This is a genomic window from Proteus sp. Marseille-Q3619 (assembly GCF_965283115.1).
Genome location: NZ_CBDIMP010000001.1, coordinates 3346067 through 3368769, shown reverse-complemented (window position 1 = coordinate 3368769; position 22703 = coordinate 3346067). Strand labels below are relative to the sequence as shown.

At 40.4% G+C, this 22703-nt stretch carries 14 protein-coding genes; 7 read left to right on the top strand and 7 right to left on the bottom strand.

Going from position 1 to position 22703, the window contains the following annotated elements; genetic code table 11:
* Positions 1-32: 32 nt before the first annotated feature.
* The 6 genes from odhB to sdhC form a co-directional block, all read right to left on the bottom strand.
* Complete coding sequence (gene odhB, locus ACWPWK_RS15490; protein WP_023581185.1) at positions 33-1238, bottom strand: 2-oxoglutarate dehydrogenase complex dihydrolipoyllysine-residue succinyltransferase; 1206 nt, start codon at positions 1236-1238, stop codon at positions 33-35.
* Positions 1239-1251: 13 nt separating this feature from the next.
* The gene (sucA, locus tag ACWPWK_RS15485; protein ID WP_109373950.1) at positions 1252-4056 is read right to left on the bottom strand and encodes a 2-oxoglutarate dehydrogenase E1 component; all 2805 of its coding nucleotides are present in this window, start codon (positions 4054-4056) and stop codon (positions 1252-1254) included.
* A gap of 245 nt (positions 4057-4301) precedes the next feature.
* Positions 4302-5018 (bottom strand): succinate dehydrogenase iron-sulfur subunit, encoded by a 717-nt coding sequence (locus ACWPWK_RS15480; RefSeq protein ID WP_006537662.1) that lies wholly within the window; start codon positions 5016-5018, stop codon positions 4302-4304.
* 34 nt (positions 5019-5052) lie between these two features.
* Positions 5053-6819, bottom strand: a complete 1767-nt coding sequence (gene sdhA, locus ACWPWK_RS15475; RefSeq protein WP_023581183.1) for a succinate dehydrogenase flavoprotein subunit — start codon at positions 6817-6819, stop codon at positions 5053-5055.
* Complete coding sequence (sdhD, locus tag ACWPWK_RS15470) at positions 6819-7163, bottom strand: succinate dehydrogenase membrane anchor subunit (protein ID WP_006537664.1); 345 nt, start codon at positions 7161-7163, stop codon at positions 6819-6821. Before sdhD ends, sdhA begins: the two co-directional genes overlap by 1 nt.
* Entirely contained in the window at positions 7157-7537 is a 381-nt protein-coding gene (gene sdhC, locus ACWPWK_RS15465) for a succinate dehydrogenase cytochrome b556 subunit (protein WP_129586864.1), read from the bottom strand. Before sdhC ends, sdhD begins: the two co-directional genes overlap by 7 nt.
* Positions 7538-8160: 623 nt before the next feature.
* Here sdhC and ACWPWK_RS15460 point away from each other — a divergent pair.
* The gene (locus tag ACWPWK_RS15460; protein ID WP_109373949.1) at positions 8161-9444 is read left to right on the top strand and encodes a citrate synthase; all 1284 of its coding nucleotides are present in this window, start codon (positions 8161-8163) and stop codon (positions 9442-9444) included.
* 80 nt (positions 9445-9524) lie between these two features.
* Here ACWPWK_RS15460 and ACWPWK_RS15455 read toward each other — a convergent pair whose 3' ends face one another.
* A complete protein-coding gene (locus ACWPWK_RS15455) occupies positions 9525-10286 on the bottom strand; it encodes an AraC family transcriptional regulator (RefSeq protein ID WP_109373948.1) in 762 nt (253 codons plus the stop codon).
* A gap of 102 nt (positions 10287-10388) precedes the next feature.
* Between ACWPWK_RS15455 and ACWPWK_RS15450 the strand changes: the two genes are divergently transcribed.
* The 6 genes from ACWPWK_RS15450 (at position 10389) to ACWPWK_RS15425 (ending at position 22652) form a co-directional block, all read left to right on the top strand.
* Positions 10389-11519 (top strand): multidrug effflux MFS transporter, encoded by a 1131-nt coding sequence (locus ACWPWK_RS15450; protein ID WP_109373947.1) that lies wholly within the window; start codon positions 10389-10391, stop codon positions 11517-11519.
* Between the two features lie 377 nt (positions 11520-11896).
* Complete coding sequence (locus ACWPWK_RS15445) at positions 11897-15625, top strand: DUF4132 domain-containing protein (protein ID WP_109373946.1); 3729 nt, start codon at positions 11897-11899, stop codon at positions 15623-15625.
* A 25-nt stretch (positions 15626-15650) separates the two neighbouring features.
* Complete coding sequence (locus tag ACWPWK_RS15440; protein WP_109373945.1) at positions 15651-16760, top strand: ATP-binding protein; 1110 nt, start codon at positions 15651-15653, stop codon at positions 16758-16760.
* A 99-nt stretch (positions 16761-16859) separates the two neighbouring features.
* A complete protein-coding gene (locus tag ACWPWK_RS15435) occupies positions 16860-19442 on the top strand; it encodes a DUF5682 family protein (RefSeq protein WP_109373944.1) in 2583 nt (860 codons plus the stop codon).
* The gene (locus tag ACWPWK_RS15430) at positions 19429-20583 is read left to right on the top strand and encodes a VWA domain-containing protein (RefSeq protein ID WP_109373943.1); all 1155 of its coding nucleotides are present in this window, start codon (positions 19429-19431) and stop codon (positions 20581-20583) included. The genes ACWPWK_RS15435 and ACWPWK_RS15430 overlap by 14 nt, the downstream gene beginning before the upstream one ends.
* Positions 20580-22652, top strand: coding sequence for an SWIM zinc finger family protein (locus ACWPWK_RS15425; protein WP_109373942.1), 2073 nt, complete (start codon positions 20580-20582; stop codon positions 22650-22652). The genes ACWPWK_RS15430 and ACWPWK_RS15425 overlap by 4 nt, the downstream gene beginning before the upstream one ends.
* Positions 22653-22703 lie beyond the last annotated feature (51 nt).

Here is a 22703-nt window from a genome sequence, read left to right as displayed (position 1 = left end):
AGCATCTCCTGCCTAAAAGCGATATTTATTACCTATACATCCAGTAATAAACGAGCTGGATCTTCTAGCATCTCTTTAACGGTTACTAAGAAACCGACAGACTCACGACCATCAATTAAACGGTGGTCATAAGACAGAGCCAGATACATCATTGGTAGAATAACAACCTGACCATCTACTGCCATTGGACGATCTTTAATTGCATGCATCCCTAAAATGGCACTTTGTGGTGGGTTGATAATTGGAGTTGACATTAATGAACCGAAAACACCGCCATTTGTGATAGTGAAGTTACCACCTGTTAAGTCTTCAACAGTTAACTTACCGTCACGGCCTTTTACAGCTAACGCTTTGATGTTTTTCTCAATATCCGCCATGCTCATTGCATCCGCATCACGTAATACTGGTGTTACCAGACCACGCGGTGTTGATACTGCAATACTGATATCGAAATAGTTGTGATAAACCACATCAGTACCATCGATAGATGCATTGACTTCTGGATAGCGTTTCAGCGCTTCAACAACCGCTTTAATATAGAAAGACATAAAGCCTAAACGTACACCGTGGCGTTTTTCGAATGCTTCACCATACTGGGCACGCAAATCTTTGATTGGTTGCATGTTGATTTCGTTAAACGTTGTCAACATTGCAGTGGTATTTTTCGCTTCTAACAAGCGCTCTGCTACACGTTTACGTAAACGTGTCATTGGTACACGTTTTTCGCTACGGTGAGATAACAGTGCTTGAGGAACTTCTGCTACCGGTTGTGCCGTTGATTTATTCGCAACATGGCCTTCGATATCTTGGCGAGTTAAACGTCCACCCACACCACTACCTTTCACATCAGCAGGGTTAATATCGTGTTCAGCCACTAAGCGGCGCGCTGTTGGACTTAATGCATCATTATTGCCTTTTTCAGCAATATCAGCACTTTGACGCTGTGCTGGAGTGCTATCTTGAGCAGGTTTCACATCAGCTGGAATGCCAGTGCTATCACCTAAACGAATACGGCCTAGTAATTGGCGTGAACCAACAGTAGCGCCTTCTTCTTCAAGAATACTTTCTAAAACACCTGCTTCACTTGCAGGGACTTCTAAAACAACTTTATCTGTTTCGATTTCAACCAGCACTTCATCGCGTTGAATGCTATCACCAGGTTTTTTATGCCAAGTTGCGACCGATGCGTCAGCAACTGATTCAGGGAGATCCGGTACTAGAATATCTACACTACTCATTTTCTATCCTTATTTATTCAACTTTCAGTGCGTCTTCAACCAGAGCTTTTTGTTGCTCCTGATGAACAGAAGTATAACCAACTGCTGGAGAGGCTGATGCAGGACGTCCTGCATAACGTAATGTTGCGCCTGTAGGAATAGCATCACGGAAGTTATGCTGACTACAGTACCAAGCACCTTGATTCAGAGGCTCTTCTTGACACCAAATAAACTCTTTTACATGAGCATAAGGTGCGAGAATTTGCGCAATATCTTCGTGAGGGAATGGATACAGTTGTTCAATACGAATAATGGCAACGTTGTTTTGCTCATTAGCACGACGCTGTTCTAATAAATCGTAGTAAACCTTACCGGAACACATCACAACACGTTTCACATCAGCAGGTTTTAAATCATCAATTTCACCAATGACAGGTAAGAATTTACCATTTGCTAATTCATCCAATGCAGAAACCGCTAATGGATGACGTAACAGTGATTTTGGTGACATTACGATAAGTGGGCGACGCATACCACGTAACGCTTGACGGCGTAACATATGGTAAACCTGAGCCGGAGTTGATGGCACACAAACCTGCATATTTTGTTCTGCACACAGTTGCAGATAACGTTCTAAACGTGCAGAGGAGTGCTCAGGGCCTTGGCCTTCATAACCATGTGGTAACAGCATGACTAAACCACACATACGACCCCATTTTTGCTCACCAGAGCTAATAAATTGGTCGATAACCACTTGAGCAACGTTTGCGAAGTCACCAAATTGTGCTTCCCAAATCGTTAAACCACGAGGTTCCGTTGTGGCATAGCCATATTCAAATGCAAGTACTGCTTCTTCTGTTAATACAGAGTCCCAGACATTAAATTGTCCTTGAGCATTATGAACATTGGCTAATGGTACATAAACAGAGCCATTTGTTTGATTATGAATAACGGCATGACGATGGAAGAATGTACCACGTCCCGCATCTTCACCAGAAAGACGAATGGTGATACCTTGGTCAACTAAAGTCGCATACGCTAATGTTTCTGCTGCCCCCCAGTCGAGTAGTTTCTCACCTTCTGCCATAACAGCACGGTCAGCATAAATTTTCTCAACTCGAGACTGCATCACGATTTCTGAAGGAACGGTACTCACACGGCGCGCTAAATCTTGTAAACGCGTTTTCTCTACTTTATGTGGATACTCTTCATTCCATTCGTGATTTAAATACGGTTCCCATGTGTAAGAATGCAGACCCATTGGGCGGTATTCTTCAACAACACAATCACCACGATCAAGTGCATCGCGATAGAGATTAACCAGCTCAGTAACATCATTGGCATCAAGCAATGATTGTGCAACCAGTTTATCCGCATAAATTTTACGTGGAGTTGGGTGTTTTTTGATTTTTTGATACATCAGAGGCTGAGTCGCATTTGGCTCATCCGCTTCGTTGTGACCATGACGACGGTAACAAACGAGATCAATCATCACATCGCGTTTAAAGGTATTACGGAAATCCAATGCTAAGCGAGTTACAAAAGCGACTGCTTCAGGATCATCTGCATTAACGTGGAAAATTGGTGCCTGAACCATTTTCACAATATCAGTACAGTATTGTGTTGAACGGGCATCTTTTGGATTTGAAGTCGTAAAACCAACTTGGTTATTGATAACAATACGAACTGTACCGCCTACTTCATAGCCACGTGCTTGAGACATGTTCAGGGTTTCTTGCACAACACCTTGACCAGTCACAGCAGCATCACCATGAATAGTGATAGGAAGAACCATATTACTACGCGCTTCATCTAAACGATCACGACGAGCACGAACAGAACCGATAACAACAGGGCTAACAATCTCTAGGTGAGACGGGTTAAAAGCTAATGCAAGGTGAACTTGCGCTCCTTCAGTCGCAAAATCAGATGAGAAACCTTGGTGATATTTGACGTCACCCGTTCCCAAATGCTCTTTATGAATACCCGCAAATTCATCAAATAAATCAGCTGGTTTTTTACCTAGGATATTAACCAGAACGTTTAAACGTCCACGGTGCGCCATACCAAGAACCACTTCACGAGTGTCTTGTTTGCCTGCATGGCGAATTAAATCTTTTAACATCGGAACTAATGCATCACCACCTTCTAAAGAGAAGCGTTTTGCACCCGGGAATTTCGCACCTAAATAGCGCTCTAAACCTTCAGCTGCTGTTAGCTCTGTCAGGAAGCGTAACTTTTCTTCTTTAGTGAATTGGTCTGCAACATTCACTGATTCTAAACGTTGTTGTAGCCAGCGTTTTTCTTCAGTATTAGTGATATGCATATATTCAGCACCGATTGAACCACAGTAAATGCGTTTCAGTGCTTCATATAAATCACCTAATTTCATCGTTTCTTTGCCGATAGCAAAAGAACCGACGTTGAAAGTTTCTTCAAAATCTTCTTTAGTTAGATTATGGAAAGCAGGATCTAAATCTGGAACAGATTCTTGTTTCCATAAACCAAGTGGGTCGAGATTAGCGTTTTGATGACCACGAAAACGGAAGGCATTAATGAGCTGCAAAACTTTAACTTGTTTTGAGTCCATTGCCGGATCGCTTACCGAGGTATGATATCGAGTGGATTCTTTTGCGAGGCGTCTGAAGTAGTCGCGGGTTTGAGAATGCGACTGTTCTATGCCTTGACTTGCGGGCAGTTGTTGAAAAATCTCTCTCCAACTTTCGTCAACAGAGTTTGGGTCAGTTAGGTAATCTTCATAGATATCTTCTATGTAAGACTGATTCTCTCCTGCTAGAAAAGTTGATTCTAGCCAGTCCTTCATTGCGCCGTTCTGCATTATGATCCCTTAAGCTATACAGCTTTAGTTCGCCGTGGATAACTAATACCGTGATTAAACGGTGTCGATTGCAAGGTTCTCTTATGACCCGCTATCTCGCAGGTTCTTTAAATATGGAGCTTTAGCTCTCAAGGAACCTTTAAGCACTGTCTTACAGTGTTTAAAGGTGCCTTACTATTTTTACCGCAAACGTCTAATTTAGTTTTTCCATTAACCGCCCTAACTATTTTAGGGCGGTTATTATTTTATGCACTACGTTTTAACAACATTGACTTAATATGACCAATCGCTTTTGTTGGATTAAGTCCTTTAGGACATACGCTGACACAGTTCATGATGCCATGACAACGGAACACGCTGAACGCATCGTTAAGATCATCAAGACGAGATTCAGTTTCTGTATCACGACTATCAATCAAGAAACGATAAGCCGCTAACAATCCAGCAGGCCCGATAAACTTATCTGGATTCCACCAGAATGACGGGCAAGAGGTTGAACAACAAGCACAAAGGATACAATCATAAAGTCCATCAAGCTTTTCACGCTGTTCTGGTGACTGTAAGTTCTCACGAGCAGGAGGATTCTTGCCATTATTAATTAAATACGGACGAATTTTCTCATACTGTGTATAGAACTGAGTCATATCCACTATTAAATCACGAATTACTGGTAAACCGGGTAACGGTCTGATCACAATTTTCTTACTTCCTTTCTGTAAAGATGAAATAGGTGTGATACAAGCCAAACCATTTTTACCATTCATGTTCACGCCATCAGAGCCGCAAACACCTTCACGACAAGAGCGACGGAACGATAAGGTAGGATCTTTTTCCTTTAATTGAATTAATGCATCCAACAACATCATGTCACGCCCTTCAGGAACTTCGAGGGTGTAATCTTGCATATGCGGCGCATTATCAACGTCGGGATTGTAACGATAAATCGAAAATTCAAGTTTCATATTTAAGTCTCCGCAACTTCAATAACACCGCTAATTAATATGTACGCACTTTTGGTGGGAAGGCTTCACGCAGTTTTGGCTGCATATTGACTTCACGTCGTGTCATTGTTTCGGTTTGCGGTTGATATAATGTATGGCATAACCAGTTCGCATCATCACGTTCTGGGAAATCGAAACGGCTATGAGCTCCACGGCTTTCTGTACGGAAGTTTGCAGATACCGCAGTGGCATAAGCCGTTTCCATCAGGTTATCTAATTCTAAGCATTCAATACGCTGTGTATTAAATTCACTTGAATTATCATCCAGTCGTGCATTTTGTAAGCGCTCACGAATAACTTTCAGTTCTTCTAAGCCTTTTGCCATTGCATCGCCTTCACGGAATACCGAGAAGTTATGTTGCATACAAGATTGCAACGCTTTACGGATTTCAACTGGATCTTCACCAGAGCGGTTGTTTTCCCAGCGATTTAAGCGAGTTAATGCGGCTTCAACATCAGAATCGCTCGCATCACGCATTGTACCTTGTTCCATCAGTGACTCTTTTAAGTGAACTCCTGCTGAACGACCAAATACAACGAGGTCTAACAGTGAGTTACCACCTAAGCGGTTTGCACCATGAACAGATACACAAGCAATTTCACCTACTGCGAACAATCCAGGAATAACGACATCTTCGCCCTTCTCGTTCACACGAATAGCTTGACCCGTTACTTTTGTTGGAATACCCCCCATCATATAGTGACAAGTAGGTATAACAGGAATTGGTTCTTTAACTGGGTCAACGTGTGCGAAAGTACGAGAAAGATCAAGAATACCTGGTAAACGAGATTCAAGAACTTCTTTACCCAGATGATCGAGTTTTAATTTCGCATGAGGCCCCCAAGGACCATCACAACCACGACCTTCACGAATTTCGATCATAATAGAACGCGCAACCACATCGCGGCCGGCAAGGTCTTTGGCGTTCGGTGCGTAACGTTCCATAAAGCGTTCACCGTCTTTATTTAACAGATATCCGCCTTCACCACGACAACCTTCAGTCACTAATACGCCCGCACCCGCAATACCCGTTGGGTGGAATTGCCACATTTCCATATCTTGCAGAGGTACACCTGCGCGAACTGCCATACCCACACCATCACCTGTGTTGATATGCGCATTTGTGGTTGACTGGTAAATACGACCTGCACCGCCAGTAGCTAAAATCGTAGCGTTTGCTTTGAAATAAACGACTTCACCCGTTTCGATGCAAATTGCAGTACAACCAACGATATCGCCATCTTGGTTTTTCACTAAATCCAGTGAATACCACTCTGAAAAGATGGTTGTGTGATTCTTTAAATTTTGCTGATAAAGGGTATGCAACAATGCATGCCCAGTACGGTCAGCGGCAGCAGCTGTACGTGCAGCTTGTTCACCACCAAAGTTTTTTGACTGACCACCAAATGGACGCTGATAAATACGACCATCATCTAGGCGAGAAAATGGGAGTCCCATATGTTCTAGCTCTAAAATTGCTTCAGGGCCGGTTTTACACATATATTCGATAGCGTCTTGGTCACCAATATAGTCGGAACCTTTTACCGTATCGTACATGTGCCATTCCCAGTTATCCTCATGGGTATTACCCAATGCAACTGTAATACCACCTTGAGCAGAAACAGTATGAGAACGAGTAGGAAAAACTTTAGAAATCAGTGCACAAGACAGACCCATTTGAGAAATCTGTAAAGCGGCACGCATACCAGCACCACCTGCACCAATAACAACGGCATCAAACTCTCTTACTGGCAGATTCATTACACACCCCACACCACAATTGTTCCATAAATAAGATAAACCAACAGCGCCACAACAATAATCAGTTGTAAAGTCAGGCGTAATGCCAGCGGTTTAATATAGTCCGTTAACACTTGCCACATTCCGATCCATGCGTGAATAAGAATAGAAAGCAAGGTCAAGATGGTAAACACTTTGGTTAAGGATGAGCTAAAGAACCCACGCCATACCTCATAGGTTATTTCTGTTGTAGCAATAAATCCCACAAGATAAAGAACATATAAAACGATAATAATGGCTGAGGCACGAAGGAATAACCAATCCTGTATGCCAGTACGGCCTAAAGTAGAAGAATTACTTACCATACTAATACCCCCGCCAATATTGATAAAATAACGGTAATAACCATTGATGCAGCCGCGGAGTTGCGACCCACAATCAAGGTTTCATCAATAAAGCCGAAGTCCATTAACATATGACGAATACCACCACAAATGTGATATGCCAATGCCGTTAGGATGCCCCACAAAATAAATTTCGCGAAGAAGCCAGTCATAATTTCAGCAGCTTGCTGAAAACCTTCAGGAGAGGAGAGAGAGGTGCCAAGTAACCACAGTAAGATGCCAACTGCGACTAACATGATAACCCCAGAGACACGATGTAAGATCGATGCGATAGCAGGGAGTGGAAACTGTATCGTCTGTAAATCCAGATTGACAGGTCTTTGTTTTTTCACAATTTATGCCCACACAGCTTTTATAATTTTTCCTTCCTCCGGACCTGGATGGAAATCAAACAGCGAATGGGGTACAAAGGCACATTTTAAGTAAAATGTTAAATCCGTCTATTTTACAAAAAGTGTGGATTCGTTACGCTGGTTCTCCATACAACAACGGTTCCGGAGACCTGCGCGCAGTATAAGTGCTTCACAAACTTATTACAATTACCACACAACTTGTGTGCCCGACATTTGCCTCGAACAGTGAGAGGGATCACTATTTAATACATCCGATGCAAAAATGATTATCATTTTTGACACATGCACAACATTTTTATTACATTTACTGCATTATTTTAATGTTTATGTTTTTTTTGTGCGCAAACACGCTTCCAGAAACCTCAAACTTATGTAAAAGTGATAGCAGTACTAATTCTAAGTGCATTGCATAAAAAAGCACCTAAAAAAACATAACATCAAAAGCTCCTTAACATAAGTGACACACTATAGACCTAGACATTACGGGCACTAAATAAAACTCGGCTGGGTACCTTACATCAACTATAGTTTCACTATTGAAGTACATCTTTATGAAGATGCCCTCGATATTGTTAGGAGACATATAAGCGCTAAGGAGATTATAAATGGCTGATAACAAAGCTAAGCTAACGATTGCTGAAACATCTGTAGACTTGGACGTTCTATCCCCTACACTCGGTTCCAAAGTTATTGATATTCGTACTCTCGGCTCCAAAGGTTATTACACCTATGATCCCGGCTTTACCTCAACCGCCTCTTGTGAGTCAAAAATCACTTTTATTGATGGTGATAACGGTATCTTACTTCACCGTGGTTTCCCTATCGGGCAATTAGCGACTGAATCAACATACTTGGAAGTCTGTTATATCCTGCTGTACGGTGAAGCACCGACACAGGAGCAATACGATAATTTTAAAACCACAGTAACTCGTCACACCATGATCCATGAACAAATTACCCGACTGTTCAATGGGTTCCGTCGTGACTCACACCCAATGGCCGTACTGTGTGGTGTTACAGGGGCTTTAGCTGCGTTCTATCACGATGCATTGGATGTCAGTAATCCAGTTCACCGTGATATCACGGCTTATCGCCTACTATCAAAAATGCCAACAGTGGCAGCGATGTGTTACAAATACTCGATTGGCCAACCTTTTGTTTATCCAAAAAATGACCTCTCCTATGCAGGTAACTTCTTGCATATGATGTTTGCAACACCATGCGAAGAGTATGTTGTTAATCCAGTACTTGAACGTGCAATGGATAGAATTTTCATCCTTCACGCAGATCACGAGCAAAATGCATCAACCTCGACTGTACGTACTGCGGGCTCTTCTGGTGCAAACCCATTTGCCTGTATCGCAGCAGGGATCGCGTCACTTTGGGGACCAGCTCACGGTGGTGCTAACGAAGCTTGTCTGCGTATGCTGGAAGAGATCAAAACGGTTGAACACATTCCTGAATTTATTAAACGTGCAAAAGATAAAAATGACTCCTTCCGTTTAATGGGCTTTGGTCACCGTGTTTACAAAAACTACGATCCTCGTGCAACAGTAATGCGTGAAACCTGTCATGAAGTGTTAAAAGAATTAAACCTCAATGACAGCTTACTTGAAGTGGCAATGGAATTAGAACGTATTGCCCTAAACGACCCGTATTTTATTGAGAAAAAACTGTATCCTAACGTTGACTTCTACTCTGGTATTATCCTTAAAGCGTTAGGTATCCCATCCAATATGTTTACGGTTATTTTTGCTATTGCACGTACAATTGGTTGGATTGCTCACTGGAATGAAATGCACGAAGATGGTCTGAAAATTGCGCGTCCTCGTCAGCTTTATACTGGTTATGATGAGCGCGATTTCAAAAGTGAAATTAAAAAGAAATAATTGAATTTTATTAATTATTTATCTTGCTAAGCCCCGTTTAAATCGGGGCTTTATGTTTTAAAATTATCAATAAAATCTAATCAGCTTTTTAAATATTCTTGCGGAGTTTGCCCTGTCATTTTTTTAAAAAAGGTAATAAAGGCACTATCACTGGCAAATCCTAATATCTGGCTAATATCAATATAGCGATGATGGGTAGCTAACAACTCAATGGCTTTCATTAACCGCCATTGTTGGCGCCATTGTTGATAGCTCAGTCCTGTTTCTTTGTAAAATAAGCGTGTGATCGTTTTTTCACTCGCCCCCACGAACTTTGCCATTTCTTGTAATGCTGGCGGTAAATCATCAAAGGATAAACGACTTAGCCGTCTATCTTTAGGCATAAATAAATGATTGGGTTGTCGCGGTGCCTGAGTGATTTCATCAAAGAAAACTGCCAATAAATTAGCATAGCGCCCTTCTTCCCATTGAGTATCAAAATCAGCAATGGAAATTCGCTCTAATATTTCTCGTAAAAGAGGTGAAATTGTTAATATTTCACTCTCAATTGGAAAATTATCATGAAATTCTTCACTAATATAAACTGAACGATATCCAACAGAGGCATACATTTCGACTCGATGCTCAACTCTTGGGGGGATCCACGCAATCCTCATGGGAGGTAATACAGAAACGCGGGAAGCCAAAGTAATTCGCATACATCCTGACTGCGTAAATAATAACTGCCCTCTATCATGAGAATGAAATCCTGAGTCGTGCTTTCCCATTTCTGCTGCAATACCAACGACTGATGCAAGATGCTCTTCTGGCACAAAGTGGTCGTATTGATTAAGCCAAGCCATCACTTGTCCTATTTGAAATATAATATGTCTTTATATATATAACAAGACATTCATTATCTCTGTATTCTGTTCATCAAGATTTAAGGATGTAGGATAAAAAAGATGAACAAAAAACTCTCTTTATGGTTAGCAATTGCGTTAATGATGTTTCCACAAATTGCAGAAACCATTTATAGCCCAGCACTTACTGATATTGCAAACGGCTTTCATGTCAGTGCAAACGAGGCTGGACAAACACTTTCGCTCTATTTCTTTGCGTTTGCATTGGGCGTCATTATATGGGGTCGATTATGTGATGTCATTGGCCGTCGTCCGACAATGTTAGCTGGGTTGTTTATTTATGCTATTGCTTGCATTGGCGTTTTTATGACCAACGACTTTTCTGTATTACTTGGGCTGCGCATGCTCTCTGCTTTTGGTGCTGCGGTAGGCTCAGTCGGCACACAAACCATTATGCGTGATGTGTACAGTGGTGATAAACTGGCTAAAGTTTTCTCTGTTATGGGGGCAGCTATCGCTCTAAGCCCAGCAATTGGAATGCTAACTGGTTCATTATTAGTGAGTTATGCTGGTTATCAAGGTGTATTTAGTGGGCTTGCCCTCCTTGCTATGATTTTACTGTTATGGAGTACTTTTGCTTTACCTGAAAGTCGCCCTGAAACAGTAAAAACAGCACCGTTAGGAGAAACTGCAATAAACATGCTTAAGGATAAGCAAATTGCTAAAACAGTATTATTAATTGCCTTTTTTAATATCAGCCTATTTGCTTATTATCAATTGGCTCCTTTTATGTTTGATAATCAAGGTTATAGCGCAAGTACTTTTGGCTATAGTGGTATTGTGTTAGCAATAGGTGTGGGCATAGGTTCTTATATTAATAAAGCCTTATTAAACCAGCATTGGCAATGTGAAAACTTAGTATTACTCGCGAGTTTTATTGCGTTGATAAGTGCAGTCGGTGTTTATTTATTACGTAATCACATTAGCTTTGTTATTCCAATGATGACCAGTGTTGTGGCTTATGGCATTGCTATTCCAAATATATTAGCCACAGCATTAGCACAATATAAAGATCGTTTAGGCACTGCGGGGGCATTATTAGGTTTATTCTACTATCTATTAATTGGTGGCGGGCTTGCTCTTGCGGGATGGGGTCAAAGTTTAGCGATTACTTTACTGATTTGTAGTCTAGGTTCATTGCTACTCTCTTTTTCTCGTCAAACGACAAAATAATAAATTGATCCCGCACTGAGTAAAAAGTACGGGATTTTCTCTTACAATTGGTCTCATTTTTTGCTGTTAATTTTTAATCAATTTAGCTAAGTGTTAACGCTTATTTTGCTAAACAGACAATTCTTAATCTTTTTAAATTCCACAAAAAATGCCTTTATTATTACTTCTTCATTTTCAGCACTTTTTCCTGATATATCCTTTTATATAAGGAGAAGTTGAACATTAATAAAGATTAGTAACTTTATTTAGTGTTTATCTCTATAAATTTACCCAATAGCGCCTCTTATCTTTATTTATGATAGTGATAATCAAATTGTTCGTTACGCTGTTTCATGGTAAAAAAAACTGTTTATCCATACATAGCTTAAGGAACTGGCGTGATAAAAAAAATCTTAGACATTTTTCCAATTTTTGGGAAAAAAGACGTCGCAATTACTGAAAAACACCTCCAAGAATCCCTCGTATTACTTGCTGTATTCGATGAAGGATTACCTAAACGTGCATTAAATTATGTCCTTACAGGTGAAAACCCTGAAGTGCTTTTTGAATTAAATAAGCTGGATGCTTCAAAAGCGGCTGTTTACTTTGATAAACCCGGTACGTTAGAGTGGTGGTATGCACATGGCGTAAATACAGGGAAATACAGTAAAATTATCACGCAAGGGCTAAATGCTCGACACAAACTCTATTCTAAAGTCGGTGATGGCTTTTCAGCAGAACAAGTGGCTCGTTACGGAAAAGTGTTGGCTGCGGCTTGCCAAGATATCAATATCAAAATAACAACCAAAGAAGTGCCATCTTGGGTGCTTTATCTGCTTATTGACGTATTTTATAACACCTATGAAAATGCGCGTAATCTAAACTTAGAACACCGTAAACATTGGAATATGGCATTTATTGCCAATATGGTCGAACAAGAAGCGAATATTGCGGGTGAAAATGCCTTATTTGCTGTGTTTGATAGAAAAGACATTTCTGAATACTATGCCACTAATCTTAAACGTATTTATGAATTAGATGATCTCTCTGATTATTTAATGACGCATCAAGAATTTATCCGAAAAGAATTAATTGAAAAACTTTCAGCTAACGGCTTAGTGGAACTGATTAATTACTTAAATAAGAATACCGTATTACGCGACACCTTTGCAGATATTATCGTTTTACTTGCCACCAGCAGTTTAAAAACCGTTAAAAAAGCCGCAGAACCAATTTTAGTCACCTTACCGCCTGAAATTGTTAAACAAAATCTTACCCATGTTTTAATGAATGGTACGCCAAAACAACGTACTCAAGCAGCCGATTTATTTGCACGCCAAGGTGAAAACCGTGATGTACTAGAAGAAGCGTTAAAACATGAAACCTCAAAAGCGGTAATGAAGAGTATTGAAAGCGCCCTACTACGTTTTAATGTTGCAGAAAATGCCAATACAGTAGAGGCCATTGAGACTCCTGATTTTACGCCATTAGAAGACACGCCATTACCTGATAGCGTTCGCGATATGATGGTCAATAACTTCAATGAGATCTTGATCAAAGCCAAAGAAAATGCTGAACGTGAAATTGAAGAAAATAAAACGGCTAAACACACTTATAATTGGGCACAACGCCATTTAAAAGATTTATCTAAAATTGATGAAAAACAGTGTCGTGCAATAGTAGATAAACTGAATAGTGGACAAGGCTCTATTCAGTCAAATGAAATTCAAATCATTAAACATAAAAATCGTGTTTTAAATTTACCTGAATATACTCTATTTCATGCTGTACGTGTGATAGTTAATAATCGCCAACATGCCGATCACTTCTCCTCTCATTATTTTAATGGCGAAATTCCTGAACGCTTGTTTAGTGATATTGAATTACGTCATCTTGAAGACGTGCTGCAACGTTGCAACTTTAAAAATGCAACCCGCCTGACTGCTGCATTATGTTTAGAATCTTATGAAGATGGTTTAAAACGCTTCCGTAGACCAGAGCAAATTTGGCCTTTCTTCTCTCAACATCCAGATTATATCGCTGAAGCTCTGAATTTAATGCCAAGTCAAAGCGAGCGTCGCTATCGCCAGTTTGAAATTTCACAAGGCATTAAAGTATTAGGTCGTTTCCCTACCATTCCAGCACAATTCGTGCCTCGAATTATGGAACTGGCATTGGGTGAAAATAAAATGCACCGCGTTTCAGCGCAGAATTTACTTGAGACACTACCAAATATTCATACAAGTGCTCAAGAAGGTTTATCTTCTGCGAAACAAGAAATTCGCGTTACCGCTATTGAGTGGTTGGCACGTTTAAAAAACCCAGAATCATTACCTGCATTGAATGCCTTATTGAAAAAAGAGAAACGCGAAGTAGTACGAGCCTCTTTATTAACAGCGTTAGAGCAACTTGGTGAAGATATCTCAAGTTATTTATCACCAAAAACTCTATTGGCTGAAGCTGAAAAAGGTCTTAAAGCCAAAGCACCTGCAAGCCTTGCTTGGTTTAACTTTGATGCTATTCCTGCATTAACGTGGGAAAACAAAAAAGCAGTTGATCCAGCGATTATTCGTTGGTGGATTATTCTGGCAGTAAAACTAAAAATGCCAGGAGGAAACGCGTTATTACAACGTTATATCGGACTACTTTCTACCGATAGCCAACATAAACTTTCAAGCTTTATTCTGCATACCTTCGTGGCTCAGGATATTAAAGGGCCAACACTTGAAGAAGCTATGTTAGAAGCGCGAAAAAATGCCCCTTCTCGCTTAACGCAATACAAAGATTGGGCTAAACGTTATCCTGAATATTATGCTAAATATGAAACCTATACTTTAGAGCAAGTGATTGAAGAGATTAAAAACGAGGTGCTACGTCGTTATTTAGGCTCTGCCATTAGTGATAAAGGTATGCTTGCCCTGGTTTGCGGTATTGAAGGCCATGTTGCAGTATCTGTATTACGTAACTATATGCGTGATCACTATCAGCGCCGTGCGCAAATTGAAGCCATGATTGATGCGATAGCATCAAGCAATGATCCTATTATCATCCAGCTTCTTCTTTCATTATCACGTCGCTATCGCACCGCGTCTGTACAAGAAAAAGCCCGTAATTTAGTCACGCAAATTGCTGAGCGTAATGGCTGGAGTGCAGATGAATTAGCAGATAGAACCATTCCAACCGCTGGCTTTGATGATACTGGTACATTAGTACTGGAATATGGTGAGCGTATCTTTACCGCGAAGATGGATGCAAAACAAAAACTGGTCTTGTTTAATCCTGAAGGTAAAGAAGTTAAAGCCTTACCTGCTGCGCGTAAAAATGACGATGCAGAGCTTATCAAAGAAGCGAAAAAACTCTTCACTTCAAGTAAAAAAGAACTTAAACAAGTTATTGAGCTACAAAGTGTGCGTTTATATGAAGCCATGTGTGCTCAACGTCAGTGGTTAAGCGCAGATTGGCAAGAATATATCTTAGCTCACCCAATCATGCATAAACTGATTGAACAACTGGTTTGGCAAGAAGTGAAAGATGGCAAGGTTATCAATACATTCCGTCCTTCTGATGACGGTGCATTGCTTGATCTAGAAGATGATGAAGTGACTTTACAAAACGATTCGTTGATCCAGCTTGCTCACGCAGCATTGGTTAATGAAGATGAACGTAAGGCATGGATGGCTCATTTCAAAGATTACAAAGTGAAATTCTTGTTCTCACAAATGGAACATAAAATCCCTGAGTTAGATCTAAAACTGACTGAGATTGAAGATAGAAAAGGTTGGATCACTGATACCTTCACACTACGTAGCATTTTAACCAAAATGGGCTATCAACGTGGACCAGCTGAAGATGGTGGTTCGTTCTCTCACTATTACAAATTCTTCTCTAGTTTAAACTACTATGTAAATATCGGTTTCAGTGGTAGCTATGTTCCAGAAGAAAACATTCCAGCGGTCTTATTTGATTTGAGCTTTGAAAAAAATCAGCAAGATTACTGGGATCGTAATAATGTTGAGCTAAAAGATGTACCACCCATTCTATTAGCAGAAAGCTATGCTGATTATCTAAAAGTCGCTGAAGCTTGTGCAGGATTTGATCCTGAATGGGAAAAGAAAACACCTTGGTAAAGAATAGGGATAATTAGGAAAAAATATGGCTAAAAAAGCACCCACAGATCAACAAGCAATTAGGGAAAGCGCTGAGGTTCGATTTGCTCAAGAGCTAGAGCGTTTAACAAAAGCTGATGCTAATAATCCTAAACCACAAGGATGGCTTCGCTCTCCTCGTGCTGTACGCCAATTTATTTTAGGTGATGATGCATTAGGCATCACACCTAAGTTTTTCGGCGATGATGCATTGGTTGATCGTGCAATTGTCACATTATTGGGTAAACAAGGTTTAATGCTGGTTGGTGAACCTGGTACAGCAAAATCAATGCTCTCAGAGCTTTTTGCTGCTGCCATCAGTGGTGATTCAGGATTAACTATCCAAGGCACGGCTGGCACAACAGAAGATCATATTAAGTATTCTTGGAACTATGCATTGCTATTAGCAGAAGGCCCAACAGAACGCGCTTTAGTGGGATCACCACTTTATCAAGGTATGTTGCAAGGTAAAATTGTTCGCTTTGAAGAGATAACCCGTTGCCCGCCTGAAATTCAGGATGTGCTGGTTTCCTTGATGTCAGAGAAACAATTGATGATCCCTGAAATGGGTGATGGTGCACGTATTAGTGCAAAACCGGGATTTAACCTTATTGGTACAGCAAACTTACGTGATCGCGGTGTTCATGAAATGTCAGCTGCATTAAAGCGCCGTTTTAACTTTGAAACCGTGAAACCTATTCGTGATCCTGCATTTGAAATTAGCTTAATCCAATCACAGCTTGAAAATGAATTAGGCTCTTTAGCAAATGAAGTCACTGTACCCGTAGATGTTGTGGAATTACTGGTCACAACATTCCAAGAGTTGCGTTCAGGTAATACGAAAGATGGTGGCAATATCAAAACACCTGATGCGGTTATGTCAACCGCAGAAGCCGTGAACATTGCTTATGCTTGTGCTTTAGAAGCACATTATTTAGGTGATGGTGTGATGAATGCGGGTGCAATTGCCCGCCAACTAATTGGTGTTGTATTAAAAGACAATGCTGATGATATCAAACGTATTCGTTATTACATGGACAACGTAGCCAGAGAGAGAGCAAGAAACAGTAAAGAGTGGAAAGCTTTCTTTGATGCATCAAAAGAGTTTTGGCAATAAAACGCTAAGACTCGTGGCTACGCATTAAAATACGTTATTTATCTATTAAAGGCAGAGTTAACTCACTCTGCCTTTTCACCCAGAAAAGGGATCGACACGGTGACGCTACCTTCAATACCTTTACCAGAAAGAATTGACCAAGCACGACTGAAATGGACGTCGTTACAGCAACAACATCTCTATTTTGCCCCTGTACGCCACCATAGCCCTGCTTGTGCTTATGCAGTTTTATCATTAATTGATTCTGTAAAACCTGATTATATTTTAATTGAAGGCCCAGATACTTTTAATTCGCTTATTCCTAGCCTAACAGATAAAGATACCCTGCCTCCTGTTGCGATTATGGGACAAGCAGAGTATTTGCATAATGATGGAAACCAAGAAGATCGTGAGAAATCACTGCACTCTGCCTATTTTCCATTTTGTGAATATTCGCCTGAATGGCAAGCTTTGCGGGGTGGTTTGCGCATCAATGCCAAAACACGTTTTATCGATTTACCTTGGGCTGCACAAGTTAATAACGAAGAATATAGTGATTCACAGAGTCGTAGCTTACAAAAAGAACGTTATTTAGCACATAGCCAGTTTATCGCGCAATTAGCCAAAAAATGCCACTGTCGTGATCATGATGATGTTTGGGAGCATCTTTTTGAATTACGCAATATTGAAGCCTTAGCGGATTGGCAAACACTGTTTAATGACACCTTTATTTGGTGCGCACTAGCACGACTTGATTATGAACCTGAAGTGCTTGGATCTGAAGGCTCTTCACAACGTGAAGCACATATGCTCACTCATATTCAAGCCATCAAACAGCAAGAGCCCAATGCCAAAATTTTAATCGTCACAGGGGGATTCCATACCCTTGCATTAATTGAAGGTCTAGCACATTCACAATCTCAATCTTTCGCCATTTCTAGCACAGAACAAAAGCAATTCACTAAAATGCAAAAAATGGGTGAAAATGAACAAGCTTGGCTTATTCGCTACAGTTTTGACAGATTAGATGCACTTAATGGTTATGCTTCAGGCATGCCTTCTCCCGCATTTTATCAACAAGCCTGGCAAAGTTTGATGCAACAACATCATGATAAATTAGAGAATAATGATGCGGCAAAACAACCAACTCAAGTTTATCGCAATAAAATGGGGATTGCTTTTCTAAGCTCTGTGGCTCAAGCGATTAGAGAAAAACAGTTTGATAATCCACCCAGTTATTTAGCGGTAAAACTCGCAGCAGAGCAGAGTTTACGCCTCGCTTTACTAAGAGATCATGCAGGTACAGGTCGCTATGATTTACTCGATGGTTTACAAAGTGCCTTTATTAAGGGCAGTTTAGATGACAGCCAAAGCGAGTTATGGACTGAAATTAAAACCTGCTTTTCAGGCTATCTCTTAGGTAAAATTCCATTAGGTACAGCAACGCCTCCTTTAGTTAATGAAACCTATGAACGAGCTAAAGCTTTTCGTTTCAAACTGGATGATACATTAGCAAAAACCACTAAATGTGATGTTTACCGTAACCCGCAACATCGCTTAAGAAGTCGCTTTTTACATTTATTGGCTTTCTTAGAGATCCATTTTGCACACCGTGTAAATGGCCCTGATTTTCTTTCTGGTCATCAATTAGATCTGCTATTTGAAGAGTGGCAATACGCTTGGACACCCAATGTGGAAGGCGAGCTGATTTCATTATCAGAGAAAGGCTCTCAACTTGAAGCCATCGCCCTAAGTAAACTGTTATCAATGGAAAAACAGCTTGAAGAACAAGGGCAAAGCCGTTCAAGCCAAAGTGCAGTCACGTTATTAATCCAAGCAGCATTAATTGGGCTTCACCAGCGCATACCATCACTCTTTAAACTGTTAGATAGCTATATTCAGCAAGATTTTCGTCTTGAGTCACTCACTCAATGTGGACATAAACTGATCCATTTATGGCGAGGTCGCCAATATCTTGATATTACGGATGAGCTTTCACTTGAAAATCGCCTACATCAAGTTATTCCTCAAGCTTTCTTTTGTTTAGAACAACTGGCTCAAGGTGATGAGCAACAACAAGAAAGCAATTTACAAGCTCTACTCTCTTTGCGTGAATTGATTGAATTTATGCCATCACTCAATAATCAGCATGATTATAAAAGTGATTTCTATCAGCAACTCAATCGTCTTGATGGTCAATTAGATACCGTGCCTTTATTAAAAGGTGCGGTAGATGCATTACGTTATTTAGGTTCATATATTGACGAAAATACGTTGGTCACCGCGCTAAATACGACCTTTAGCACAGGCAGTTCTCCCGAACATGCCATTGGTTATTTTGTCGGGATGATGCGAACTGCACCAGAGCTAGTTATTCGCTTACCGTTATTAGTCGATCACTTAAATACCTTGTTACAGCAATGGGATGAAGAACGATTTATTCAGATCTTACCTGATCTGCGTTTTGCCTTTAGCCAACTTAATCCCAAACAAAATGCAGAGCTTGCACAATATATTGCCAATGATATTGGCTTAGATACTCAAGCGTTGTCTTTGTGGCAGTCAGAATTTAGTGCTAAACAGATGCTTGAAGCCACTAAACTCAATCAAAAATTACAACAGCGAATAATGGAACAAGGCATGCTTTCTTGGTTTGATGCTAAGAAAATAGAGAAAGGAGATACGACTCATGAGTCAGCATAATGACGATATGCCTGAAGATAAAATAAAACAAGCAAAACGCTGGCGCCTGATTTTAGGGCAATATGCTGATGATGCTCTAGGGCAAGCTACTTTTAATGCTGATGATTTAAAAGTGGAGCGCACGCTCGATTTTCTCTATCGCCGAGAATATCAACGCCGAGGATTACGCCAAGAACGAGGACGTCATGGATCACTCGATGCCTCTCAACTCACCGCGGTGAACTGGCTTAATCAAGCACGTAAGCTATTCCCTAATAGCACATTTGAACGTATGCAATCACAGGCAATTGAACGCTACCAAATTAGTAGCTTTCTTAAAGATCCCAATACGTTAAAAGCGATGGAGCCAACAAAAGCGTTAGCTAAAACATTATTAAGCTTACGTGGGCGAATGAGTGAAGAAACACGAGATGCGCTTAAAACCATTATTCGTCAAGTGGTTGATGATATTTTACGTCAAATTCGCAATAACTTTCGCCAATCATTAACGGGACGTCGTAATCGCTTTAGACGCTCTTTGGTGCCTAACAGTCGCAACTTTGATTGGCGCGCAACCATCGCTGCAAACTTAAAACATTACGATACCCAAAATCGTCGTTTAGTTATTGAAACACCTTATTTTAACTCACGGATGCAACAGCACTTTCCATGGGATGTTATTCTTTGTGTTGACCAAAGTGCGTCAATGTCTAGCTCAATTATGTATGCCGCTGTTTGCGCCAGTATTTTAGCTTCATTACCTGCTGTTAATGTCTCTTTAGTGGTTTTTGATACCCAAGTTGTCGATTTATCGCACTTAGCAGACGATCCCGTTGAAGTTTTAATGACGGTACAATTAGGGGGCGGTACGGATATTGCAGGTGCAATGCAATATTGCGAAAGCTTAGTTAAAAATCCTAAACGTACGGTTATTTCACTTATTAGTGACTTTGAAGAAGGTGGCTCCTTAAATCGCTTATTAGATTGCACACAGCGCCTTAATAGCCAACAAGTTAAATTATTAGGGCTTGCGGCTCTTGATGATGAGGCTCAACCTGTTTATGACTCTGCAATTGCACAAAAACTTGCAGACAGAGGCATGCAAGTTGCAGCGTTAACACCTGAACATTTCGCACAATGGTTGGCAGAGGTAATGCAATGAGTTGGCAAACTGTTTACTTTCATTACGATGAAGATGCGCTCACTGTATTTGCTAATGCAGGATTATTAAGACGCGCAAAAAAAGATGTTGATAACGAAAAAGTTTCACTCACTGATGCCAATACAGGGCAGTTTAGTAGTGATGGACAAAATGTTGTTTTACATGAAGCGGGGATCCAACAAGCCAGTTGTGATTGTTCGGCATCAGGTTGTTGTAAACATATTTTAGCTGCCGTTTTATGGCTACAAGCCAATAATAGTGCTGATAATTCAAATAACGATAAGAGTGGTGAAGCATCATCAGAAGCCATTACTGAACAGGTTGAAATCGCCCCTCTGTTACCCACGCTATTTGCTCTTGAGCCGGAAGTCTTAATCAAAAAAGCCGGAAAATCAGCCTGTCGTGCGGCCATTAAATTAGTTGAGCAGTGGGAAACGACAACATTAAATTTAGAAGACACAGGGACACAGTTAAAAATTCAACTCCCTGATGTTGAAGAGCCGGTTATTTTCTTACAAGGTAGTGGTTACGATGGCATGTTATCGCCTTTTTCTGACTCACAGAAAAAAGCATTCCACCTTGCTATTGTGGCTAAAATATTTGAACAACATGCTCAACCTTGGGTTTGGCCTGAAGATTTAATCATTGTGCAATCTTCAAAACGCCCTCTTAATGATGAAGAGTCAGCGTTAATAACAACCATTGAACAGTTTATTTATGATCTCTTACGCCAAGGGTTATCACATATCAGCTTAAGCAGTGCCACACAGTTGCACTTATTGAATATGTCGGCTCGAGCAGAGGGTTTACCTCGTTTAGCGTCTTATTTACGAACATTAAGCACCCAAGTCAAACTATTAGCAGAAAGACATTTCACTATGGATGAAAGCAATGTCTTGCGCTTATTAGCTCATATTTCAGCCTATCTATTCCAATTATCCAATGCGACACCTGAACAGTTAAAAGTATTACGAGGACAACTTCGTCGTCAATATGACGATAAAAAAACGAGTCTCTCGCTTATTCCAATTGGTGCAAACTGGTGGACAGCACAAAGTGGTGCATTAGGAGCAACCTTTACCTTTTGGGATAGAAAAGAGAAGCAGCTCTTACAAGCGACACAAGCACGCCCTAATCAACTTGATACTCTGTTTAACCGTTATAGTGTTTGGAATAGTTTATCGTTATGGAAACAAACATCCGATAAGTTAATGCGCCGCCCTTTTTTATTACAAGAGCCTCGTATTTCTGATGAAGGAAAACTGGCGACTATTGGCGAAAGTTTTGCACAAAGCCAAACTGATTTTCTTGATATTACGGATTACCAAAATCTACAAACTGAATTAGGGATCAACAATTGGCAAGCGTTGCCGGACTATTTTGCTAATCAACCTGAAGGATTTCTTTCGCCTCTCGTCTTACATATCAAAAGCTATAAGCCATTAATTTGGTATGAAATAGAGCAGTGCGTTATTTGGGATGTTTCAGATAATCATGACAATTCAGCCTTCTTACGTCTTTATTGGGAAGGAACGATGCAAAATAATCTGGAAGAATTACGTTATCTCACTAAACGAGAATTAGAGATAGTTGCAGTCACGGTACAGCCTGTTCGACGTGATTTAAATATGGATTTATTGCCAACGACCATTTGGCTTAAAACGACAAAAGGCATTGAACTGTTTTATCTCGATTTTGACCAATTTCCGCGTAAGAAAAAACAGTCTGAGTTTATTAGTCGTATTCAAGAATATATGGCTAAACGTAAACAACAAACGGCGATGCATCACAGTGAGCCGACCTTGGCACAAAAATTCTGTCGCCCTATTTTGTCAGTATTAGAAGCCCAGGCATGTACTGGGAGAGCATTGCTTTCTGAAATGCAAAAAGAGCAGTTAGAGATAAGCAAGCATACTGCTGACGATTTAGGAATGACATTAATTGCCAACCAATTAGCTCGTTATCTGACATTAACGACACGAGATCCACAAGCTTTATTACAGTTAATTTGGCTATGCGATAATCTGCAACAATTACAAAGCCCATTACCCATTCAGCTTAATGAGTAGTAATAAGAAAAAAACTATCTCTCTTTAATTAGAGAGATAGCTTATAGGATA